Source organism: Ancylomarina salipaludis, from assembly GCF_004122035.1.
Lineage (GTDB): Bacteria > Bacteroidota > Bacteroidia > Bacteroidales > Marinifilaceae > Ancylomarina > Ancylomarina salipaludis.
Map to the genome: position 1 here is coordinate 35,007 of NZ_SAXA01000014.1, position 17,817 is coordinate 52,823.

Consider the following 17,817-nt stretch of genomic DNA (forward strand, 5'->3'; position numbering starts at 1 on the left):
TGTCTATTTTTTAAATGGCAGGTATACTTCAAATTTTGTGCCCTTTCCAAGGCTACTTTCTACACTGGCGTATCCACCGTGTGCATCAGCAATTCGTTTCACATAGGATAAGCCTAGTCCAAAGCCTTTTACATCGTGAACATTTCCTGTGTGTACTCTATAAAAACGTTCGAAAACCATTTTTTGATCTTCTTTTGATATGCCAATACCATTATCGGTAACAGATATCACAATTCCTTTGTCTTTGTTCCTTGTACTGATGCTTATTTCCGGAGCATCTTTACTATATTTTATGGCATTGTCAAGTAAATTTGAAAGAAGATTACCTATATGAACCTCATCCAGCATTACAAGATCCTCTCTGGCATCAAGATGCTGGTAAGTGTTTCCTTTTCGATCTTCAACTCTAATCGTGAAGTTAGGCATAAGATTTTCAATTATCTTATGAACATTAACTGCTTTTAATTTTAGTTTCAAACGTCCTTCGTTAAAGATAGCCATTTGTAAGACTTTTTCAACCTGATAACTTAATCTTCTGCTTTCATCGTTGATGATTTTAGCCATATGATTGATGCTTTCGGCTGTTGTAGTTACCGAGCTATCTCTAAGCATCTGAGAGGCTAACGAAATGGTTGAAATAGGCGTTTTAAACTCATGCGTCATATTGTTGATGAAGTCATTCTTTATTTTAGATAAACGCTTCTGTCTGAATATGATGAAGATCGTAAAGGCACAGCATAAAATCAAAATCATTGATAAAATCAATGAAGGAAATAGCATGGTGTACGACCTTAGAATGTATTTATGTAATCCTGGGAAAAAGATGTATAAATAATGTGAGTTTTTAAATAAATCGTTTGGAAATAATTGCTTGGAATATTTCTCAAGATGGTTATAGTTAAAATAGTCTTTTGATTTCTTTACAAATAGGTTATTATCTGATTTTACTGCAAATTCAAAATCTAATTTAATTCCATTATTTTTTAACTTTTCTTTAATCAGTTTCTGGATTGAATTCAGGTCAATTCGTTCTTTCAGTGGCATGTTTGAACGAGCCATATGAGTGGCCATTCGGGATGTTTGAAATTGATTTCCCATAACCGAGAACAGGGATTGTGGGTCCTGAACTTTCTTCATCAGTTCACTGAAGCTTTTGGCATTCAGTTCGGTTTCTTTTTTGTAAAGGATTTTGTTCTCCTGATAGTAACTGACTTCAGCAGTTGGGTGTTGACCAGGGTTCAGTGGGAAATCGATTTTGTAACCGTAACCATTAATTTTTTTCTTTCTGTTGACACCATTTGTCGGTTGATTGCTGCTACTGCCTTCGAGAATACTTTGAGCTTCGTCATCAGATTCCAATTCATCAACAACCTGGTCGAGCGCTTTACTTACTGTAAGTATAAACTGGTCTTCTTTAATTTTTGCTGTAGACTGGTAGTACTTGATCTGAATAAAGATTAGACCGCATAATGATATCGCTAAAACGATTGTTACTAACCATATGTATTTTTTGCTCATAAATGTAATTCTGACTTTCTGTCCCTCTTATAGACTGGGATTTAGTGGAAACTAAAAATGAATTTCTTATTGATATTCAAATAAAAATCCGTTCTCATTGATACAAATATAGAAAAATACTAATGAGCTAATTCATGCTTAACAATCTTTAACGGAGCAAGAAAGCCTTAAAGTATATATGATTAATGAAATTTTTATAGTTTTTGTGTGAAAGGCTTTGTTTCTAAGATTAATAAATGACCACGTGTTGTTATTAACCTATCAATATTTACGAGTCAATATTTATTTATTCATGAGGTGTATTATTATAAATAGATATTTGCGTTCCAGTAGCCTGTCTTGATTGATAATATGTTATAGGACATTTTAGCTTATTTTTCACAATTATAATGTTGAATTTAATTTCAAGATCTTATTTTTGCTCCCGAAGACTGAATTCTTGGTATTCATCTTCAAATTTTGGTTAATAGTTAGAAGAAAGGATGGTTGTGGTTACCATCCTTTTTCTTTTTCTGTGTCCTGCCCAGAGTTATGCTGATTAGCTTTTCTCAGATATTAAGTAATAACTTGGTTCATGTATTTTTTTTCTTTCAGTATCAGGTTAATTCCTATTAGTGTTTCGTTTGTATTTGCTTGATATGTTGTGTTCTAAGGGTGCTTTGTTTTTGTGTTTTTTAACGATGTAAAAGAGAAATCTTATCAATCGTTAAATTATATTTGAAGCTAGATATTTTTGATTATTTTTGGAATCTATTCTGGAAATCTAAAAGGTCTTGATAATCAGTTGTATTTGTATGATATATCTGTTGGATTGAATGAATAGGATAGGAATTAGTTTTGGAAAAATACATATCAAATGAAGTATCCTTTTTATTTACTTAGCTTAGTATTTGTTTTTTGTCTGTCATCTCTGAATGCACAAACATATGAAACAACTCAGAGCCTCGATTCTCTTGATCAGCAAGTTCAGGATACTATGCATGTGAAAAAGATACAATTCTATAAAGGGAATGTAGAATTTATTGAGAGATTGAGATTGGATAATGAGGGACAGGGTAAAGTAAGAATTGTTGAGGATTATCGTATAGATGATCTGCTTAAAATCGATCGGGCAGAGAATTCAGAGTTGCCCGGATTTCAGGGATATCGAATTCAGGTTTTCTCAGGTGGAGGACGTGATCGTGAAAAGGCTTTTTCCATTCGTCAGGATTTAGAAGAACGATTTCCTGAAGAAAAGGTGTATGTAAAATATCAAGCTCCGGATTTCAGAGTGCGTATTGGCAACTTTAGGAATAAATTCGAAGCGATGTATTTGTATAAACAGTGTGTGAAATTATATCCTTATTGTTATCTAGTGAAGGATCAAATAAATTTAGTTGATCTTGAGTTGGAACAAAAAAATGTGATTGACGAAATAGAATAATATTAAACTGCTTGGGTAATTCTAAGCGGTTTTTTTTATTAATAAATTGTAATTTTGCCTTTTACAAGAGTAAAAAGAAAGTACTAAATAACCATTATAATAAATCGAAATGAGTGATCAACTTAAACACGAGTGCGGAATAGCTTTGGTCCGTTTGCGCAAACCACTTGAGTATTATCAGGAAAAGTATGGGACTTGGCAATACGGAATTCAAAAGCTTTGTCTTTTGATGGAGAAGCAGCATAACAGAGGACAAGAAGGAGCAGGGGCCGCAAGTATAAAAATCGATCAACAGCCAGGTACAAAATATATTCATCGCCATCGTTCAAATGGGAATCAGCCTATCAAAGATGTATTCGATAGTATATACGGCGATTTAGCAACTGTACGAGCAACTAATCCTGAAAAATTTGAAGATGCGAAATGGGCAAAAGAAAACGTTCCTTTTGCTGGTGAGGTTTATTTAGGTCATCTTCGTTACGGAACTTTTGGTCGTAATAGTATCGATTTCGTTCATCCGGTTAAGCGTGAAAATAACTGGCGTTCTCGTAACTTGGTATTGGCAGGTAATTTCAATCTGACTAATGTAGATGAGTTGTTTAATTTATTGGTATCATTAGGTCAAAGCCCAAGCGATTATACAGATACCGTTACAATTCTTGAGAAAGTTGGTCATTATCTTGATGAAGAAAATCAACTTAAATTCAGACAATATAAAAACGAAGGTTACAGCTCTCAAGCTATTTCTCCTCTTATCGAAGAGAATCTTGATGTACAAAAGGTACTGGCGAGTGCGTCGCGTGACTGGGATGGTGGTTATGCTATTGCAGGTATGTTCGGTCATGGAGATTCCTTTGTAATGCGTGATCCATGGGGTATTCGTCCAGCTTACTATTATCAGGATGATGAGATTGTGGTGGTTGCTTCGGAACGTCCGGTGATTCAAACTGCTTTAAATGTCAGAGCTAAAGATATTAAGGAAATTGAACCGGGAAATGGTGTTATCATTCGTAAAAATGGTGATGTGTCAGAAGTTCCTGTTCGTGTTCCACAGAAAAGAAGATCTTGTTCATTTGAACGAATTTATTTCTCAAGAGGATCGGATAAGGATATATATTTAGAGAGAAAAAAACTCGGTCAATTATTAACGCCAGCTATCCTTGATAGTATCGATCATGATATTGCAAATTCGGTTTTTTCATTTATTCCTAATACAGCTGAAACAGCTTTCTACGGGATGATGGAAGGCGTTCGTAATCACTTGCAGGAAGATAAAATGCGAAAGATTCATGACCTAAATGGGGAGTGGACTGAAGAAAAGCTACAAGAGATTATTTCTGTAGAGCCTCGCGTTGAGAAAATTGCCGTAAAAGATGTGAAGCTTCGAACGTTTATTTCAGGCGATGAAGGTCGTGATGACTTGGTTGGCCATGTTTATGATGTGACTTATGGTATTGTTCGTAACGATGTTGATAACTTGGTTATTATTGACGATTCAATTGTTCGCGGTACAACTCTTAAGAAAAGTATCTTAAGAATCTTAGATCGATTACATCCAAAGAAAATTGTGGTTGTATCATCGGCACCGCAGATTCGTTATCCGGACTGTTATGGTATCGATATGACCCGAATGGGCGATTTCTGTGCTTTTAATGCGGCAATTGCTTTGCTTAAAGAGCGAAATATGGCGCATATTATCGATGAGGTTTATCAGAAATGTAAGGCTCAGGAGAACTTGCCTAAGGAAGAGGTTATGAATTACGTGACTGAAATTTACAAACCATTTACACCGGAAGAAATTTCAGATAAAATATCGGAACAGTTAACTCCGGATGATATGCACGCTGAGGTGAAAATTGTTTTCCAATCGGTTGATAATTTACACGCCGCTTGCCCTGAAAATAATGGAGATTGGTATTTTACCGGAGATTATCCAACGCCTGGAGGAAACAAGGTGGTGAACACCTCATTCATCAACTATGTGGAAGGAAATACCAGAAGAGCCTATTAAGCTATAAGTTGATTGGTGGATTTTTAAGATGTCACCAATTTTCAAAAAAAAAAAGTCATCCACAAGGATGACTTTTTTTTTTGAGCAAGCTGAATTGCTTAATGTTTTTTCTTGAACAAATGGAACTTTGTTCTTGGTAAACGAATTTTCAAGAAGTTTAGATAAGAAGAGATATGGCGCTCAACTTTATTTTCATAAACATCCTCAATCGTAATCATGATACCTGTTTCTTCAACATCACCAAAGTGAGTATTTACCGCTGTTCCAAAGCTTCTCATCGATGGAGATAAACCCATATAGGCATTAATCAGAGGCGGAATGTTGGCGCCGTTTTCACGAACAATTCTGGATAATATCTTGTAGTTTTCTTTAAAATCAACCCCATTGTAGGTGGCATCCATTGCAGCAGTGTCCGTGTTTGTTTTTAGCGGATTTAATGGCCAGGCAAGATTATCTGGATCATTGAACATGCGGTTCATGAAATATAGAATATGATTACGAGCCTCAGTGTTGAAATGAGGGTACATCGTCACTTTCCCGAAGAAATATTTGATCTCAGGATACTCAACAATTAGGGCTCCTAGTCCATCCCATAAGTTATCAAGTGCATAAAGACTCTTTCTGCCTTTTAGAATTGATTGGTATTCTGGCTGAACAAATGAACGGCCCAATTCAATCATATTAGGGATATACTCAGTTTTGAATTCATCAGAGAAGTCAAAAAGTCTTGAAGTTGCCAATAAATAATCACCTTGTTTATTTTTATGAGCGTCTTTACAAATAATATAGCGATAACCTCCTAAAATTTCTTTTGCACTGGGATCCCAAACAATAAGCTGATGATAAGGTTTTTCGTCCAGATCGTAATGATCGATATCGGTTTCTTTGCCTGTTCCACCACCTGCTTTTCTAAATGTAATTTCTCGTAAACGTCCCACTTCACGCATTAAATTTGGCGAATCGTGATGTGTAAAGCAATAAATTTCGTTCGATCCCTTATTGGTTTTTCTTACAAATCTATCCTCGGTGAGTTCTTTTTCAAGAAGCTCTCTATCTACTGGAGGGATAATCTCTTTCATCTGTTTTCTTTTAATTTGGTGACGATGTTTCAATTCTTAAACTAAGAATAAAGAAATTCGTTTGTGGTGTATTTAAAGCAATATAAGTGAAAATAAGGAAATCACCATAGTTATTTTTATTGATTGACTATGAGAATAGACTTAAATTCGGACAAATATAATGCATCTTGTGGATTTGTGATTAAAAATAATTAATCGGCAAGATCGTAACATTGTTTCTTTATTGCTTCAGCCCACTGGTTTGGGGTTAAGCTACTATCAATATTTGTATATGGAATAGGCTCACCAATTGTAATTTTAAATTGTTTTCCTCTTTGTTTGAATAATTCATTCACAAGATAGAGCATTTCAATATTGGCTTTAAGCCCCATAAACTTTCTGAGATTGGCTAGATTGTAAAAGAAATTTGAGTTTCGACCACTGATATGAATTGGAACAATATCGCGCTGATGTTTTTTTGCTTTTACAATAAAGCTCTTTTTCCATTCCAGATCTTTAATTGTCCCTTTTTGTTTTCTGGAGACTAAGCCAGCCGGAAAGGTTAAGATGGTAGAATCAGATTCGTAAGCCGATTCAATAATTGTAGCAGCTTCCTTTGCCTGACCACCATGCTTATTGATAGGAACAAAAACATTGCCCATGTTTTTAATATTCATCAGAATATCGTTTACTAAAAAGCGAATGGTTTTGAAATGTTTTCCAAAAATGCTGATAAGGATTAGTCCATCAGGCCCTCCAAGCGGGTGATTGGCGACCAAAAGGTAACGTTTGTTCTTGTCAAGTTTTTCGAGTCCATTAATTTCGTAGGTAATTGATAATTCATCTAAAACCGCTTGAGAGAAGTCAATACCTTGTTTCTGATGGTTTCTGGAAAGAAAATCATTCAGTTCATCCTGGTGGATAATGCGTTTTAAATAAGATATGATGAAACCAGGAATTAGTCGGGCAACTTTCTCGCTTTTACTGGCAAATACTTGTTTGAGATCTATCTTTTGAAAATCCTGAGATTTTGATTGGTCTTGCATTTTGGTATAATTCTAAAAATATAGCTTAGTTGTGATTTATTGTGATCAATAAAAAGCTGATTTGAACTCAATAAAGTCAATTACGGCCTAAATATCGGAATTTTATATTGACTTCTTTAAGAAACAAAGAGCCAATCCGTATAAAAGTACACGAAGTGTTTATTTTTTTGCTTGAATGCTTGTGTTTACTGAGTCTATATCAGGATATTTTAGACTTCTCCAATTGTCATTCAGCTAATAAGATCTATCTTTGCACGTTATAAAAAAACAATAACATTCCTTCGGTCATATTGAGGGATTTAAGGATAATTGGAAAAGACAATGAGCAAAAGCAATAAGAAATTATTCATGGAAACCTATGGTTGTCAAATGAATGTTGCCGATAGTGAAGTCGTGGCTGCTATTATGGAACACGATGGTTTTGAGAGAACCGAAGATAGAACTGAGGCAGATGTGATTTTGGTAAATACATGTTCGGTGCGTGAAAACGCTGAACAAAGAGTTCGGGGTAGGGTTCAAGGTTTTAGTGAGTTGAAAAAGAAAAATCCAAAACTCTTGGTAGGCGTTATTGGTTGTATGGCTGAGCGTTTGGGTGAGAAACTTTTTGAGCAGGAGAAGAACGTGAATATAGTTGTTGGTCCGGATGCTTATATGGACCTGCCTTTATTGGTAAAGAAAGCTGAACAAGGCGAAAAGGCTATTAATATTGATTTGTCGTTGACTGAGACCTATAAAGATATTTGTCCTTCCCGTATTGATGAGACTGCTATTTCAGGTTTTGTTTCGATTATGCGTGGATGCAACAATTTCTGTACCTATTGCATTGTTCCTTATACCAGAGGAAGGGAGAGAAGCCGTAATTTTGAGAGTATTCTGAAAGAGGTTCATGATTTAGCATCTAAAGGCTATAAAGAAGTAACTCTTTTGGGACAGAATGTCAATTCTTATCATTTTAAGAATTCCGTGTCAGAGATTACTTTTCCGGAACTTTTGGAAATGGTTGCTAAGGCTGAGCCAAATATGCGTATTCGTTTTGCAACCTCGCATCCTAAAGATATGAGTGATGATACCTTGAAAGTGATGGCTGCTCATTCAAATATTTGTAAATGCATTCACTTACCTGTTCAGTCAGGAAGTAACGAAGTGCTTAAGAATATGCGTCGTAAATATACTCGCGAGTGGTATATGGATCGTGTTGAAGCCATTCGTAAATATTTACCGGATTGTGGTTTAACATCTGATATTTTTGTAGGCTTCCATAACGAAACAGAAGAAGAATTTCAGGAAACATTAGACTTGATGCAGTGGGCTAAGTACGATTATGCTTATATGTTTAAGTACTCTGAGCGCCCGGGTACATATGCTTATAAAAACTTGAAGGATAATATCCCAGAGGATGTTAAGTCGAAGCGATTGGACGAGATGATTGCGCTACAAAGACAGTTGTCATTGGAAAGTAATCAGCGTGATTTGGGCAAAACCTTTGAGATTTTAATTGAGGGGGTTTCAAAAAAATCAGATCAGGAATTATACGGACGTAGTTCTCAGAATAAAGCTTTTGTTTTACCAAAGAAAAATTTTAAAGTTGGTGATTTTGTAAAAGTTAAAGCAGTTAGTTGCAATTCTGCTACCCTAATTGGCGAGATTGTTGAGTAGGTCGTTCCGATACACATATATACAAAAGAGGCTGTCAATTTGAACTGACAGCCTCTTTTATATAGAGTCGTATTTACTTAAGCAAGCAATGATTTGACTTTATCAGCAATGGTTTTTCCATCAGCACGTCCGGCTAATTCTTTCGATGCCATTCCTACAACCTTACCCATATCTTTGATTGAGCTTGCACCCGTTTTTTCAATTAATCCTTTGATAATCTCAGTTAGTTCTTCATCACTGATTTGTGCAGGAAGATATGCTTCGATAAAAGCCATTTCTTTTAATTCGATATCAGCGAGTTCCTGACGTCCACCTTCAGAATAGGTGTCTGCGGAGTCCTTTCTTTGTTTCGCAAGTTTTTGTACGATTTTCAAAGCATCAGCATCTGCTATTTCAGTGCTGCCGGTCTTAGTCATCTCGAGTGTAAAAGCTGTTTTAACAGCTCTTAAAGCCTGAAGTCTTTCTTTATCTTTGGCTTTCATTGCAGCCTTTATATCGCTGTTTACTTGTTCTAATAATGTCATGATATATCAGTTTATTGTATAAAAACCGAGTCTGATAAAACCAGTTTTATACGGATTTGTGATTAATTATCGAAATCATCTAAGTCGAAATGAACCACATTAGCAGTTCTTGGCGGTTCTGTTCGATGCAAGTTGATTTGTTTACGCTTATATGCAGGAATATCTTCATTTTCCTGAATTTCAGCTTCATTCATATTGCTGGCATCCAGTTTTTCGTTAAGTCGGGTTTCCGGTTCAGTTTCCGGATCCAGTTCCAATTGTAATTTTTGTGTCTCAGTGACTTTCGCCGGGCCTTTTCCTCCTTTGAAGGCATTCGGTTTAGTTGCTGTTATAGTTTGAGGTTTAGATTGGTGATTATCAGATTCTTCATGATCAAATCCTGTCGCAATAATGGTTACAGAAACTTTGTTGCCTAAACTTTCATCCTGGCCGGTTCCCCAGATAATGTTGCCACTGTCACCTACCGCTTCATAAACGTAATCCGTAATTTCACCGACTTCGTCCATGGTTACTTCTTCGGTGCCTGATGTGATATTTAGCAGAATTGATTTTGCTCCACGCACATCGTTGTTATCCAGCAGAGGAGAGGTTAGTGCTTCACGAATAGCTTTTACCGCACGGCCTTCACCTTCAGCACTTGCCGATCCCATAACAGCCACACCACTATCGGTCATCACCGTCTTAACATCTTCGAAGTCAACATTGATATAACCGTGTAGGGTGATAATCTCAGCAATTCCTTTTGCTGCTGTTGCCAAAACATCATCAGCTTTTGAAAATGCAGTAGATAATTTAAGATCGCCATATATTTCAGAAAGTTTGGCGTTATCAATTACTAAAAGTGAATCGACACTTTCTTTCAGTTTTCTAATTCCTTCGATAGCCTGATTGATACGTTGTCTTCCTTCAAAACGGAAAGGAATGGTTACGATACCAACAGTAAGGATTTTCATATCTTTTGCGGCCTTGGCAATGATGGGAGCAGCACCTGTACCAGTACCTCCGCCCATACCAGCTGTAATAAATACCATTTTGGTATTATCAGCCAGTACATCGGTTACATCATCTAAGTTCTCGATTGCTGATTGTTCTCCTTTTTCAGGCTTGTTACCAGCTCCTCGTCCTTCAGTTAACGACTCGCCAAGTTGTATTTTTTTTGGTACATTACTCTTTGCTAATGCTTGTGCATCGGTATTACAGATGACAAAATCAACATCTTTGATGCCTTGCTGAAACATGTAGTTAACAGCATTGCCTCCGCCTCCACCAACTCCAATTACTTTAATAATTGAAGATTCGTTTTCTACCAAGCCAAAGTCCATTAATTCTTCGCTCATTAATTCTATTGTATTTATCCTCTGTTGGATATGGATTGTAAAATATTGTATTTTGCGTTTTTGCGCCGCAAATTTAACGCTTAATTAGTTACGACCTTGTTTTTTATTCTGATTTTCCAGATAAAATTTAACTTAATATTCGAGCTAATGATTAGTTATATGTGAGTTACATTGAAGTATCTTCTGTATCGAATAGAGAGCCCAGGGTATCTTTAAACCACCCTGATTTTTTATCTTTCTTTTCTTTCTCAGCTGCAGGTGAAACAAAGGAATCATTTGATTTCTTAAATGTCTTTTTGTCTTTAAAATCGTCAACGATTTCTTCATCCTCAATTACTTCAGTCTGATTTGCGCTTTTCATTTTAGGGCTTACAGTTCTTCTTTTTGAGTTGTTGGCTTCTGCTTCAAGCATTTCTGGGTTTTCAATAATCAATTCGAGTTGAGGAGCCTTATTTTGCTCATGCTGTCGAGGCTGAATATTTAGTTCAGGAATCGGATTATCCGAGAATCCTGTAGCTATGATGGTTACGCTTAATTCATCCTGACAGGATTCGCTATAACCATTTCCCCATATAATATTCACATCATTACCAACAACCGCTTGTACATATTCGGTGATTTCAGTTACTTCCATCATGGTTGCTTCTTCTTTTCCCGAAATGATATTAAGCAGAATATTGCGGGCACCGTAAATATTGTTGCTGTTTAATAATGGTGAATTTAGCGCTTGTTTAATTGCTTTAATCGCTCTGTCTTCACCTGCTATACTGGCAGATCCCATAATGGCAACTCCAGAGTTTCGCATCACTGTTTCAACATCGGCAAAATCGACATTAACATAGCCATGTACCGTGATAATTTCAGCAATCGATTTGGCAGCTATAGACAAAACACTATCGGCCTGAGCAAAAGCTTCGGAGAGTTTTAAGTCTCCAAACATGCTTCTGAGCTTCTCATTGTTGATAATCAATAAGGCATCGACATGTTTTTCTAAATTTTCGATTCCTTCAAGTGCTTGTTGAACCCGGCGTTTCCCTTCAAATAAGAAAGGTATCGTTACAATACCTACAGTAAGGATATCTTTTTCTTTAGCCAGTTCTGCAATAACAGGCGCGGCGCCTGTTCCGGTACCACCTCCCATACCAGCCGTGATGAAAACCATTTTGGTTTTTTCACCCAATATTTTATTAACCTCTTCAATGCTTTCTATAGCTGATTGCCGGCCCTTTTCCGGTTTATTGCCTGCTCCTCTACCTTCGGTCAAACTTTTCCCCAATTGTATTTTAAAAGGGATAGGACTGTCAGCTAAAGCCTGTGAATCGGTATTGCAGATAACAAAACCAACATCTTTAATGCCTTCCTTATACATGTGATTGACAGCGTTACTTCCACCGCCTCCTACACCAATAACTTTGATCATTGATTCTTCTTTTTCTTCGAAATCAACAGGTAGTAAATCGTCAATCATAACTTAGGGTTTATTGTGTTTTTTAATAAATACAAATGAATGAAATTAGAATTTGATAGTGATATCCAGGGGAATTCATAATCCACACTAATTTGTTTTTTCAGATTCTCATATTAATTGTCGAAAAGGGTTTCAAAGAATTGCTTTAAGCCCCTTTTTCTTGTTTTAGTATTTGTTTGGGTTGCAACACCATCGCTGGGTTTATGTTGAATTTTATTTAAACCATTCAATAGCAAACCAATACTGGTTGCGTACATTGGAAGGTTTATTGCTTCGTCAACCTTAATCATAGATGATGCATTGGGATAACCAATTCTAACATCCAGCCCCAGGGTTTCTTTTGTTAATATATCCAGATTTTTAAGCATTGCACCTCCGCCGGTAAGGACGATTCCTGCACCGAGCTTATCGCCATAAGGCGTCATGTCAATCTGGTATTTCACACGATCCAGAATTTCTTCCATACGGCATTGAATAATTTGTGCGACAGTTTTAAATGCAATTTCCTTAGGATCCCAACCACCTGTTTGTGGAATATTGACCACTTTGTCGCTATCAGCTAATTGTTCAACAGCTTCACCAAATTGAACCTTTAGGGCTTCTGCCTGTTTTAGTAACAGATGGCAACCTTCTTTAATATCCTTAGTTACCACATCGCCACCAAATGGAATGACAGCCGTGTGACGCAGAACGCCATCGAAATAGAGTGTAATATCTGTCGTTCCGCCACCTATATCAACCAAAACAACTCCGGCTTCCTTTTCTTCCTGTGTTAATACAGCTAGGGATGATGCCAGAGGTTCCAGTACAAGTTCTTCAATTTCAACATCAACTGCTTTTACACAGTTCTCTATATTTCGTGCTGAAGCCGTTCTTCCGATAATGATATTAAAATTCCCATCAAGTCTGCGCCCTGCCATTCCCAAAGGATTGGTAATGCCTTTATCCTTGTCAACCACATAATCTTGTGGAATGACATGAAGAATTTGTTCGCCAACCTGAATTGGGATTCTGAAGTTTTCTTTCAGAATGGTATCAATATCTTCCTGAGTAATAATCTCAGATCCGTTTTGTATGTATTTAAATTGTCGGTTTTTTAAACTTCTGATATGTTGCCCGGCGATACCAACGTATGCCTTATCAATTTTAAGATTGGTGTTCTTTTGTAATTTTTCAACCACTTCGCGAATTGCTTCAATGGTCAGATTAATATTTTGGATTACTCCTTTAACAACTCCTGTTGATTTGGTTTTTTCTAATCCCAGTATTTGAAGTTCTCCGTTGGATGTAACCTTCCCCGCAATGGCAACAATTTTGGTTGTTCCAATATCTATGGCCGCTATAATTTCATTTGTATTGATCATCCTATTGCCTTTTTGTACATACGACTTGATTCTCGTATTTCAAATTTATCTTTTTGTATTTGTTCCAACCTACGGTTGAAAACCCTTCTTTGTATAATGCCAAAAGTTTTGAAAATTTTCTTTCAAAATTGTCGATCTTACCGAGTTCAATTTTTTGACCACCAACTCTTGGAATTAAAATGTATTCATCATTCGAATCTACATAGATTTGGTTAATTTGTGAAGACCAAAATTCATCTTTTGTGATAAAATTGACGAGTGGCATTAATTCGGCCTCAATCATTTTATCTTTGATGTGTCCTGAGACGACCAAAACCCTTGATGTATAGTTTGAAGACAGTGGCATTCTTTTACCTTCTTCGTCGATATAAAAGCCTTTTCCTTTTAACAAACGTACAATTGGCTTGCGCTGTTCTATTTCAAGATGCAAGCAACCCGAAAGAGAGTTAAAAACTTCAGTATTCTTAACCGAAGGGATTTTATTGATCAATGTTTCTAATTTCTCCTTATTGATGCTTGCTGCGCTTTTGCCAATGATATTGGGATGATTTTTAAGAATAAGGTTTTTGATTTCAGAATCGGAAATAAAATGAGTGTTTAAACTATCAATAATATTGATATCAATACCTGTAATCAGCATAGCATCATTTTTTTTGTTCACAAAGGCAAACGTAAAAATGATATAGGCTAATAATGCCAAAGTGATTAATATGGGTTTGATTTTTTTTATCATTTTATTTTTTGAATCATAGCATGTTCCAGTGGTTCAATAAGCTTGTCAATATCGCCTGCTCCCAAAGTTAATAATACTTCTATTTTGCTTAGTTTAATTTGTTCAATTAATTCTTCTTTCGAGCAGATTCTGCCCTTCTTAGTCATCTTATCTAAAATTAGATTTGAGTCGACACCTTCAATTGGTAATTCTCTTGCAGGGTAAATATCCAACAAAATAATTTCATCCAGCAGATCTAAACTTTCTGCAAACCCATCGGCAAAATCACGCGTTCGGGTATACAGATGAGGCTGAAATATGCCTGTAATTTTTTTATCAGGATAAATGGCTTTTACCGATGAAATACTTTCCCAAAGTTCTTTGGGATGATGTGCATAGTCATCAATAAAGATTAAATCCTCAGTTTTAATTCGGTAGTCGAATCTTCGACGAACACCCTTAAAATTATTCAGAGCTAGTCGGAGTTCATCCTGACTGACTCCGCATATTAGGGCAACGGCACTTGCGGCAACGGCATTTTCAACATTTATCCGACCAGGATATGCAAGTTTTAATCCTTCGATACAACCCTTTGGGTGTACCAGATCGAATTGATATAAACCCTGAACCAGCTTCAGATTTTTGGCGTAAAAATCGGCTTCTTCCGTCAGAGAATATGAGTAAAGATTGATATCAGGCGGATTTAGAGGCAGGCCTTTTTTGTATACCAAATGACCTCCTTTTTTTATTTGTCTGGCATAATCGTGAAATGTTTTTTCCAATTCCTCTTTCTTGCCATAGATATCCAAATGGTCAGCATCCATTGATGTGACAACGGCTATCTGAGGATGAAGTTGAAGAAAAGATCGGTCGAATTCATCGGCTTCTAAAACCACCCACTGACTTGTTTTTGACAGAAGCAGATTGGTGTTGTAGTTTCTTGAGATGCCACCTAAAAAGGCGTTACAATCCAGAGCCGAACTTTTAAATATGTGAGCTGTTAAAGTTGATACAGTCGTTTTGCCATGCGTTCCGGCAATACCAACTCCATTTAAAGGATCAGACAAAAAACCCAGCACCTGAGCTCTTTTCATCAGAAGAAAATTCTCATTTTTGAAAAAAGTTAACTGTTCGTGATTGGACGGAATAGCAGGTGTGTAGACAACCAGTGTCTCTTTTTTGTTGAGATATATTTCAGGAATGTGTTGAATGCCATCGCTAAAAACAATACCGATGCCTTCTTTCTCTAATTCACCAGTAAGTAAGGTTTGGGTTTTGTCATAACCGTATACATTTTTCCCAATAGCTTTGAAATAGCGCGCAATAGCACTCATACCAATGCCTCCAATCCCAACAAAATAGATGTTTTTATAATTCTCTATATTCATTATTACTACCTGTATGTGAATTAAATTAACTTTTTAAACCTAAAGTTATTGCTTAATCATTTTTAAAATCTCTTCTGCTATTTCGTCTGCGGCATTTGGTTTTGCGAGCAAAGCAATATTCTCGCGAAGCTTTACTAGTTTCGATTCATCGTGTAATAGCAATAAGGATTCGTCTACCAATCGTTTTTTTGATTCAATATCCGGAATCATTAGGGCTGCATCCTGATCAACCAGAGCCATGGCATTTTTTGTTTGATGATCTTCCGAAACATTCGGCGATGGCACCAGAATACATGCCTTTTTAACCAAACAAAGTTCTGAAATTGTTCCCGCACCCGCTCTTGAGATAACAAGGTCGGCACAGGCATAAGCTAAATCCATTCGGGATACAAAATCAAAAATCTGAATGTTGTCCACATTAGCTTTTGCAAGTTTTTCTTTCATCTCCTGATGATAGAATTTACCACATTGCCAAATGACTTGAACAGGCTCATTTCTGAAAGCCTCAATATTTTCGATAATACTGTGATTAATGGTTCTTGCTCCTAAGCTGCCTCCAATAACCAGAAGTGTTTTTTTGTTTGGATCGAGATTGAAAAATTGCTGAGCTTCCGATTTTAAATTGTCTAGTTTAGCAAGGTCTTTTCTCACCGGATTTCCTGTGAACAATATCTTATCGGCAGGGAAAAAGCGCTCCATGCCGCTATAGGCCACACATATTTTATTGGCTTTTTTAGCGAGCAATTTATTTGTGATGCCTGCATATGAATTTTGTTCCTGTATCAATGACGGGATACCCATTTTGTTTGCAGCATGCAATAGTGGTCCACTGGCATAGCCACCCACGCCAACAACTGCATTCGGCTTAAACTCTTTTATAATTTTTTTTGCCTTGCGAAGACTTTTGAATAACCGTGAGAAAAATTTCAGGTTCTCTTTGTTGAAATTTCGTTGTAAACCTCTAATGGGAAGACCGACAATTTTATAACCAGCTGCCGGAACTTTTTCCATTTCCATTTTACCTTCGGCACCTACGAAAAGAATCTCGATATCGTCTTGTTTAGCTTTTAAGGCATTGGCAATAGAAATTGCAGGATAGATATGTCCTCCTGTTCCTCCTCCGCTAACTATTATTTTAATTTTCTGCATGCTTTAATACGTCTTGTTCTTTAACTGATCGGCTAACACTTAAAATCATCCCCAGGGCAGCACTTGTAAATATTAGTGAGGTTCCCCCCATACTAACCAGTGGCAGGGGTTGCCCTGTTACGGGTATTAAATTTATCGAAACGGCCATATTGGTTAATGCTTGCGCTACAATGCTTAAACTGAGACCAATGACGAGAAAGGCCGGAAAAGTCCGGTCGCATTTCCGAACTATGGAGCCTGCCCGATATATTAGAAACAGGTATAAGGCCAGAATCCCAAAGCCACCAACCCAGCCCCATTCTTCAAGAATGATGGCGTAGATAAAATCGGAATAAGGGTGAGGTAAGAAGTTTCGCTGATCACTATTACCGGGTCCTTTCCCCAATATACCACCGGATACAATCGCTATTTTTGCTTGATCGACCTGATAGTTTTGTCCATTATCCTCTTTTTGTTCACCAGGACTGGCAAAATTGAGAATCCTGTTTCTGACGGTATGAATACGTCCAAAGCTATCGGGTAGGAATGGGGCAATAATTAGTAATACAATGATTAGACCCAAGCCCACTCCCATAGTGCCAAGCAGGTATTTGGCTGAAATTCGTCCGATAAACATGAGCATCAAACAAATGCCGCCTAAAAGGGCCGAGGTGGAAAAGTCATCGAGAAAGATAATGCCACAGACTACACCAATAGAAGCAATAATTTTCCAAAAGGCTTCTTTTTGACACTCTTTATCTGTTTGAAACTTAGAGAGTATTCTTGAAACAAATAGAATTAAGGCAAGCTTGGCGAGTTCTGAAGGTTGAAAGTTAAAACCAATAACCGGGATGGTAATCCATCTTGAAGCCTGATTTAAGTTTACCCCCACTATTTTTGCCAGTAATAACATGCCTACAGCCACCACCAAGCCCATATTGGCCCAGCTGGAATAATGTTTATAAGGAATTTTGTGGGTGACCCAAATAATAAAGTAACACCCAAGCAGTAAAACCAATTGTTTGATGAAAAAATAGGACGTATTTCCCCCTTTAACCTTATACGCCAGGGTACCGGTTGAACTGTAGACTACTAAAAGCGAGATGATCGAAAGGAGAAATATGATGATCCATATGACCTTATCGCCTTGTAATTTAAAATTGTTGATAAATCGTCCCATCTAA

The 17,817-nt window shown here is 36.8% G+C and carries 14 protein-coding genes; 3 read left to right on the forward strand and 11 right to left on the reverse strand.

The features are described 5' to 3' along the window. Nucleotides 1–3: 3 nt before the first annotated feature. Nucleotides 4–1,518: a sensor histidine kinase gene (locus EO244_RS13735; protein ID WP_129255262.1), complete on the reverse strand. Its 1,515-nt coding sequence runs from the start codon at nucleotides 1,516–1,518 to the stop codon at nucleotides 4–6. A gap of 856 nt (nucleotides 1,519–2,374) precedes the next feature. On the opposite strand from EO244_RS13735, the gene EO244_RS13740 reads away from it, so the two are divergent. After that, nucleotides 2,375–2,941, forward strand: coding sequence for a hypothetical protein (locus EO244_RS13740; protein ID WP_129255263.1), 567 nt, complete (start codon nucleotides 2,375–2,377; stop codon nucleotides 2,939–2,941). Nucleotides 2,942–3,050: 109 nt separating this feature from the next. After that, nucleotides 3,051–4,952 (forward strand): amidophosphoribosyltransferase, encoded by a 1,902-nt coding sequence (locus EO244_RS13745; protein ID WP_129255264.1) that lies wholly within the window; start codon nucleotides 3,051–3,053, stop codon nucleotides 4,950–4,952. 98 nt (nucleotides 4,953–5,050) lie between these two features. On the opposite strand, the gene EO244_RS13750 is transcribed toward EO244_RS13745, so the two are convergent. After that, nucleotides 5,051–6,031, reverse strand: a complete 981-nt coding sequence (locus EO244_RS13750) for a GNAT family N-acetyltransferase (protein ID WP_129255265.1) — start codon at nucleotides 6,029–6,031, stop codon at nucleotides 5,051–5,053. Between the two features lie 191 nt (nucleotides 6,032–6,222). Continuing rightward, nucleotides 6,223–7,056, reverse strand: a complete 834-nt coding sequence (locus tag EO244_RS13755; protein ID WP_129255266.1) for a 1-acyl-sn-glycerol-3-phosphate acyltransferase — start codon at nucleotides 7,054–7,056, stop codon at nucleotides 6,223–6,225. A 321-nt stretch (nucleotides 7,057–7,377) separates the two neighbouring features. Between EO244_RS13755 and miaB the strand changes: the two genes are divergently transcribed. Continuing rightward, nucleotides 7,378–8,712 (forward strand): tRNA (N6-isopentenyl adenosine(37)-C2)-methylthiotransferase MiaB, encoded by a 1,335-nt coding sequence (gene miaB, locus EO244_RS13760; protein WP_129255267.1) that lies wholly within the window; start codon nucleotides 7,378–7,380, stop codon nucleotides 8,710–8,712. 77 nt (nucleotides 8,713–8,789) lie between these two features. Here miaB and EO244_RS13765 read toward each other — a convergent pair whose 3' ends face one another. The 8 genes from EO244_RS13765 to EO244_RS13800 form a co-directional block, all read right to left on the reverse strand. Next, nucleotides 8,790–9,236 carry a GatB/YqeY domain-containing protein gene (locus EO244_RS13765; protein WP_129255268.1) on the reverse strand — a complete coding sequence of 149 codons (447 nt, stop codon included), beginning with the start codon at nucleotides 9,234–9,236 and terminating at the stop codon, nucleotides 8,790–8,792. Between the two features lie 62 nt (nucleotides 9,237–9,298). Beyond that, nucleotides 9,299–10,573, reverse strand: a complete 1,275-nt coding sequence (gene ftsZ, locus EO244_RS13770; RefSeq protein WP_129255269.1) for a cell division protein FtsZ — start codon at nucleotides 10,571–10,573, stop codon at nucleotides 9,299–9,301. A 166-nt stretch (nucleotides 10,574–10,739) separates the two neighbouring features. Next, nucleotides 10,740–12,041 (reverse strand): cell division protein FtsZ, encoded by a 1,302-nt coding sequence (gene ftsZ, locus EO244_RS13775; protein WP_129255270.1) that lies wholly within the window; start codon nucleotides 12,039–12,041, stop codon nucleotides 10,740–10,742. Between the two features lie 113 nt (nucleotides 12,042–12,154). Further along, nucleotides 12,155–13,405: a cell division protein FtsA gene (gene ftsA / locus EO244_RS13780; RefSeq protein WP_129255271.1), complete on the reverse strand. Its 1,251-nt coding sequence runs from the start codon at nucleotides 13,403–13,405 to the stop codon at nucleotides 12,155–12,157. A gap of 1 nt (nucleotide 13,406) precedes the next feature. Then, a complete protein-coding gene (locus EO244_RS13785) occupies nucleotides 13,407–14,138 on the reverse strand; it encodes a cell division protein FtsQ/DivIB (RefSeq protein WP_129255272.1) in 732 nt (243 codons plus the stop codon). Then, complete coding sequence (gene murC / locus EO244_RS13790) at nucleotides 14,135–15,505, reverse strand: UDP-N-acetylmuramate--L-alanine ligase (RefSeq protein WP_129255273.1); 1,371 nt, start codon at nucleotides 15,503–15,505, stop codon at nucleotides 14,135–14,137. The genes EO244_RS13785 and murC overlap by 4 nt, the downstream gene beginning before the upstream one ends. A gap of 45 nt (nucleotides 15,506–15,550) precedes the next feature. Then, on the reverse strand, nucleotides 15,551–16,654 hold the full coding sequence (gene murG / locus EO244_RS13795; protein ID WP_129255274.1) for an undecaprenyldiphospho-muramoylpentapeptide beta-N-acetylglucosaminyltransferase: 1,104 nt from the start codon (nucleotides 16,652–16,654) through the stop codon (nucleotides 15,551–15,553). Further along, the gene (locus tag EO244_RS13800) at nucleotides 16,641–17,813 is read right to left on the reverse strand and encodes an FtsW/RodA/SpoVE family cell cycle protein (protein WP_129255275.1); all 1,173 of its coding nucleotides are present in this window, start codon (nucleotides 17,811–17,813) and stop codon (nucleotides 16,641–16,643) included. The genes murG and EO244_RS13800 overlap by 14 nt, the downstream gene beginning before the upstream one ends. Nucleotides 17,814–17,817 lie beyond the last annotated feature (4 nt).

Coding starts and splice junctions, on each gene's coding strand:
- murG (WP_129255274.1), bottom strand. CDS start 16,654: ATGCAGAAAATTAAAATAATAGTTAGCGGAGGAGGAACAGGAGGACAT.
- ftsZ (WP_129255270.1), bottom strand. CDS start 12,041: ATGATTGACGATTTACTACCTGTTGATTTCGAAGAAAAAGAAGAATCA.
- EO244_RS13735 (WP_129255262.1), bottom strand. CDS start 1,518: ATGAGCAAAAAATACATATGGTTAGTAACAATCGTTTTAGCGATATCA.
- EO244_RS13765 (WP_129255268.1), bottom strand. CDS start 9,236: ATGACATTATTAGAACAAGTAAACAGCGATATAAAGGCTGCAATGAAA.
- ftsA (WP_129255271.1), bottom strand. CDS start 13,405: ATGATCAATACAAATGAAATTATAGCGGCCATAGATATTGGAACAACC.
- miaB (WP_129255267.1), top strand. CDS start 7,378: ATGAGCAAAAGCAATAAGAAATTATTCATGGAAACCTATGGTTGTCAA.
- ftsZ (WP_129255269.1), bottom strand. CDS start 10,573: ATGAGCGAAGAATTAATGGACTTTGGCTTGGTAGAAAACGAATCTTCA.
- murC (WP_129255273.1), bottom strand. CDS start 15,505: ATGAATATAGAGAATTATAAAAACATCTATTTTGTTGGGATTGGAGGC.
- EO244_RS13785 (WP_129255272.1), bottom strand. CDS start 14,138: ATGATAAAAAAAATCAAACCCATATTAATCACTTTGGCATTATTAGCC.
- EO244_RS13745 (WP_129255264.1), top strand. CDS start 3,051: ATGAGTGATCAACTTAAACACGAGTGCGGAATAGCTTTGGTCCGTTTG.
- EO244_RS13800 (WP_129255275.1), bottom strand. CDS start 17,813: ATGGGACGATTTATCAACAATTTTAAATTACAAGGCGATAAGGTCATA.
- EO244_RS13755 (WP_129255266.1), bottom strand. CDS start 7,056: ATGCAAGACCAATCAAAATCTCAGGATTTTCAAAAGATAGATCTCAAA.
- EO244_RS13750 (WP_129255265.1), bottom strand. CDS start 6,031: ATGAAAGAGATTATCCCTCCAGTAGATAGAGAGCTTCTTGAAAAAGAA.
- EO244_RS13740 (WP_129255263.1), top strand. CDS start 2,375: ATGAAGTATCCTTTTTATTTACTTAGCTTAGTATTTGTTTTTTGTCTG.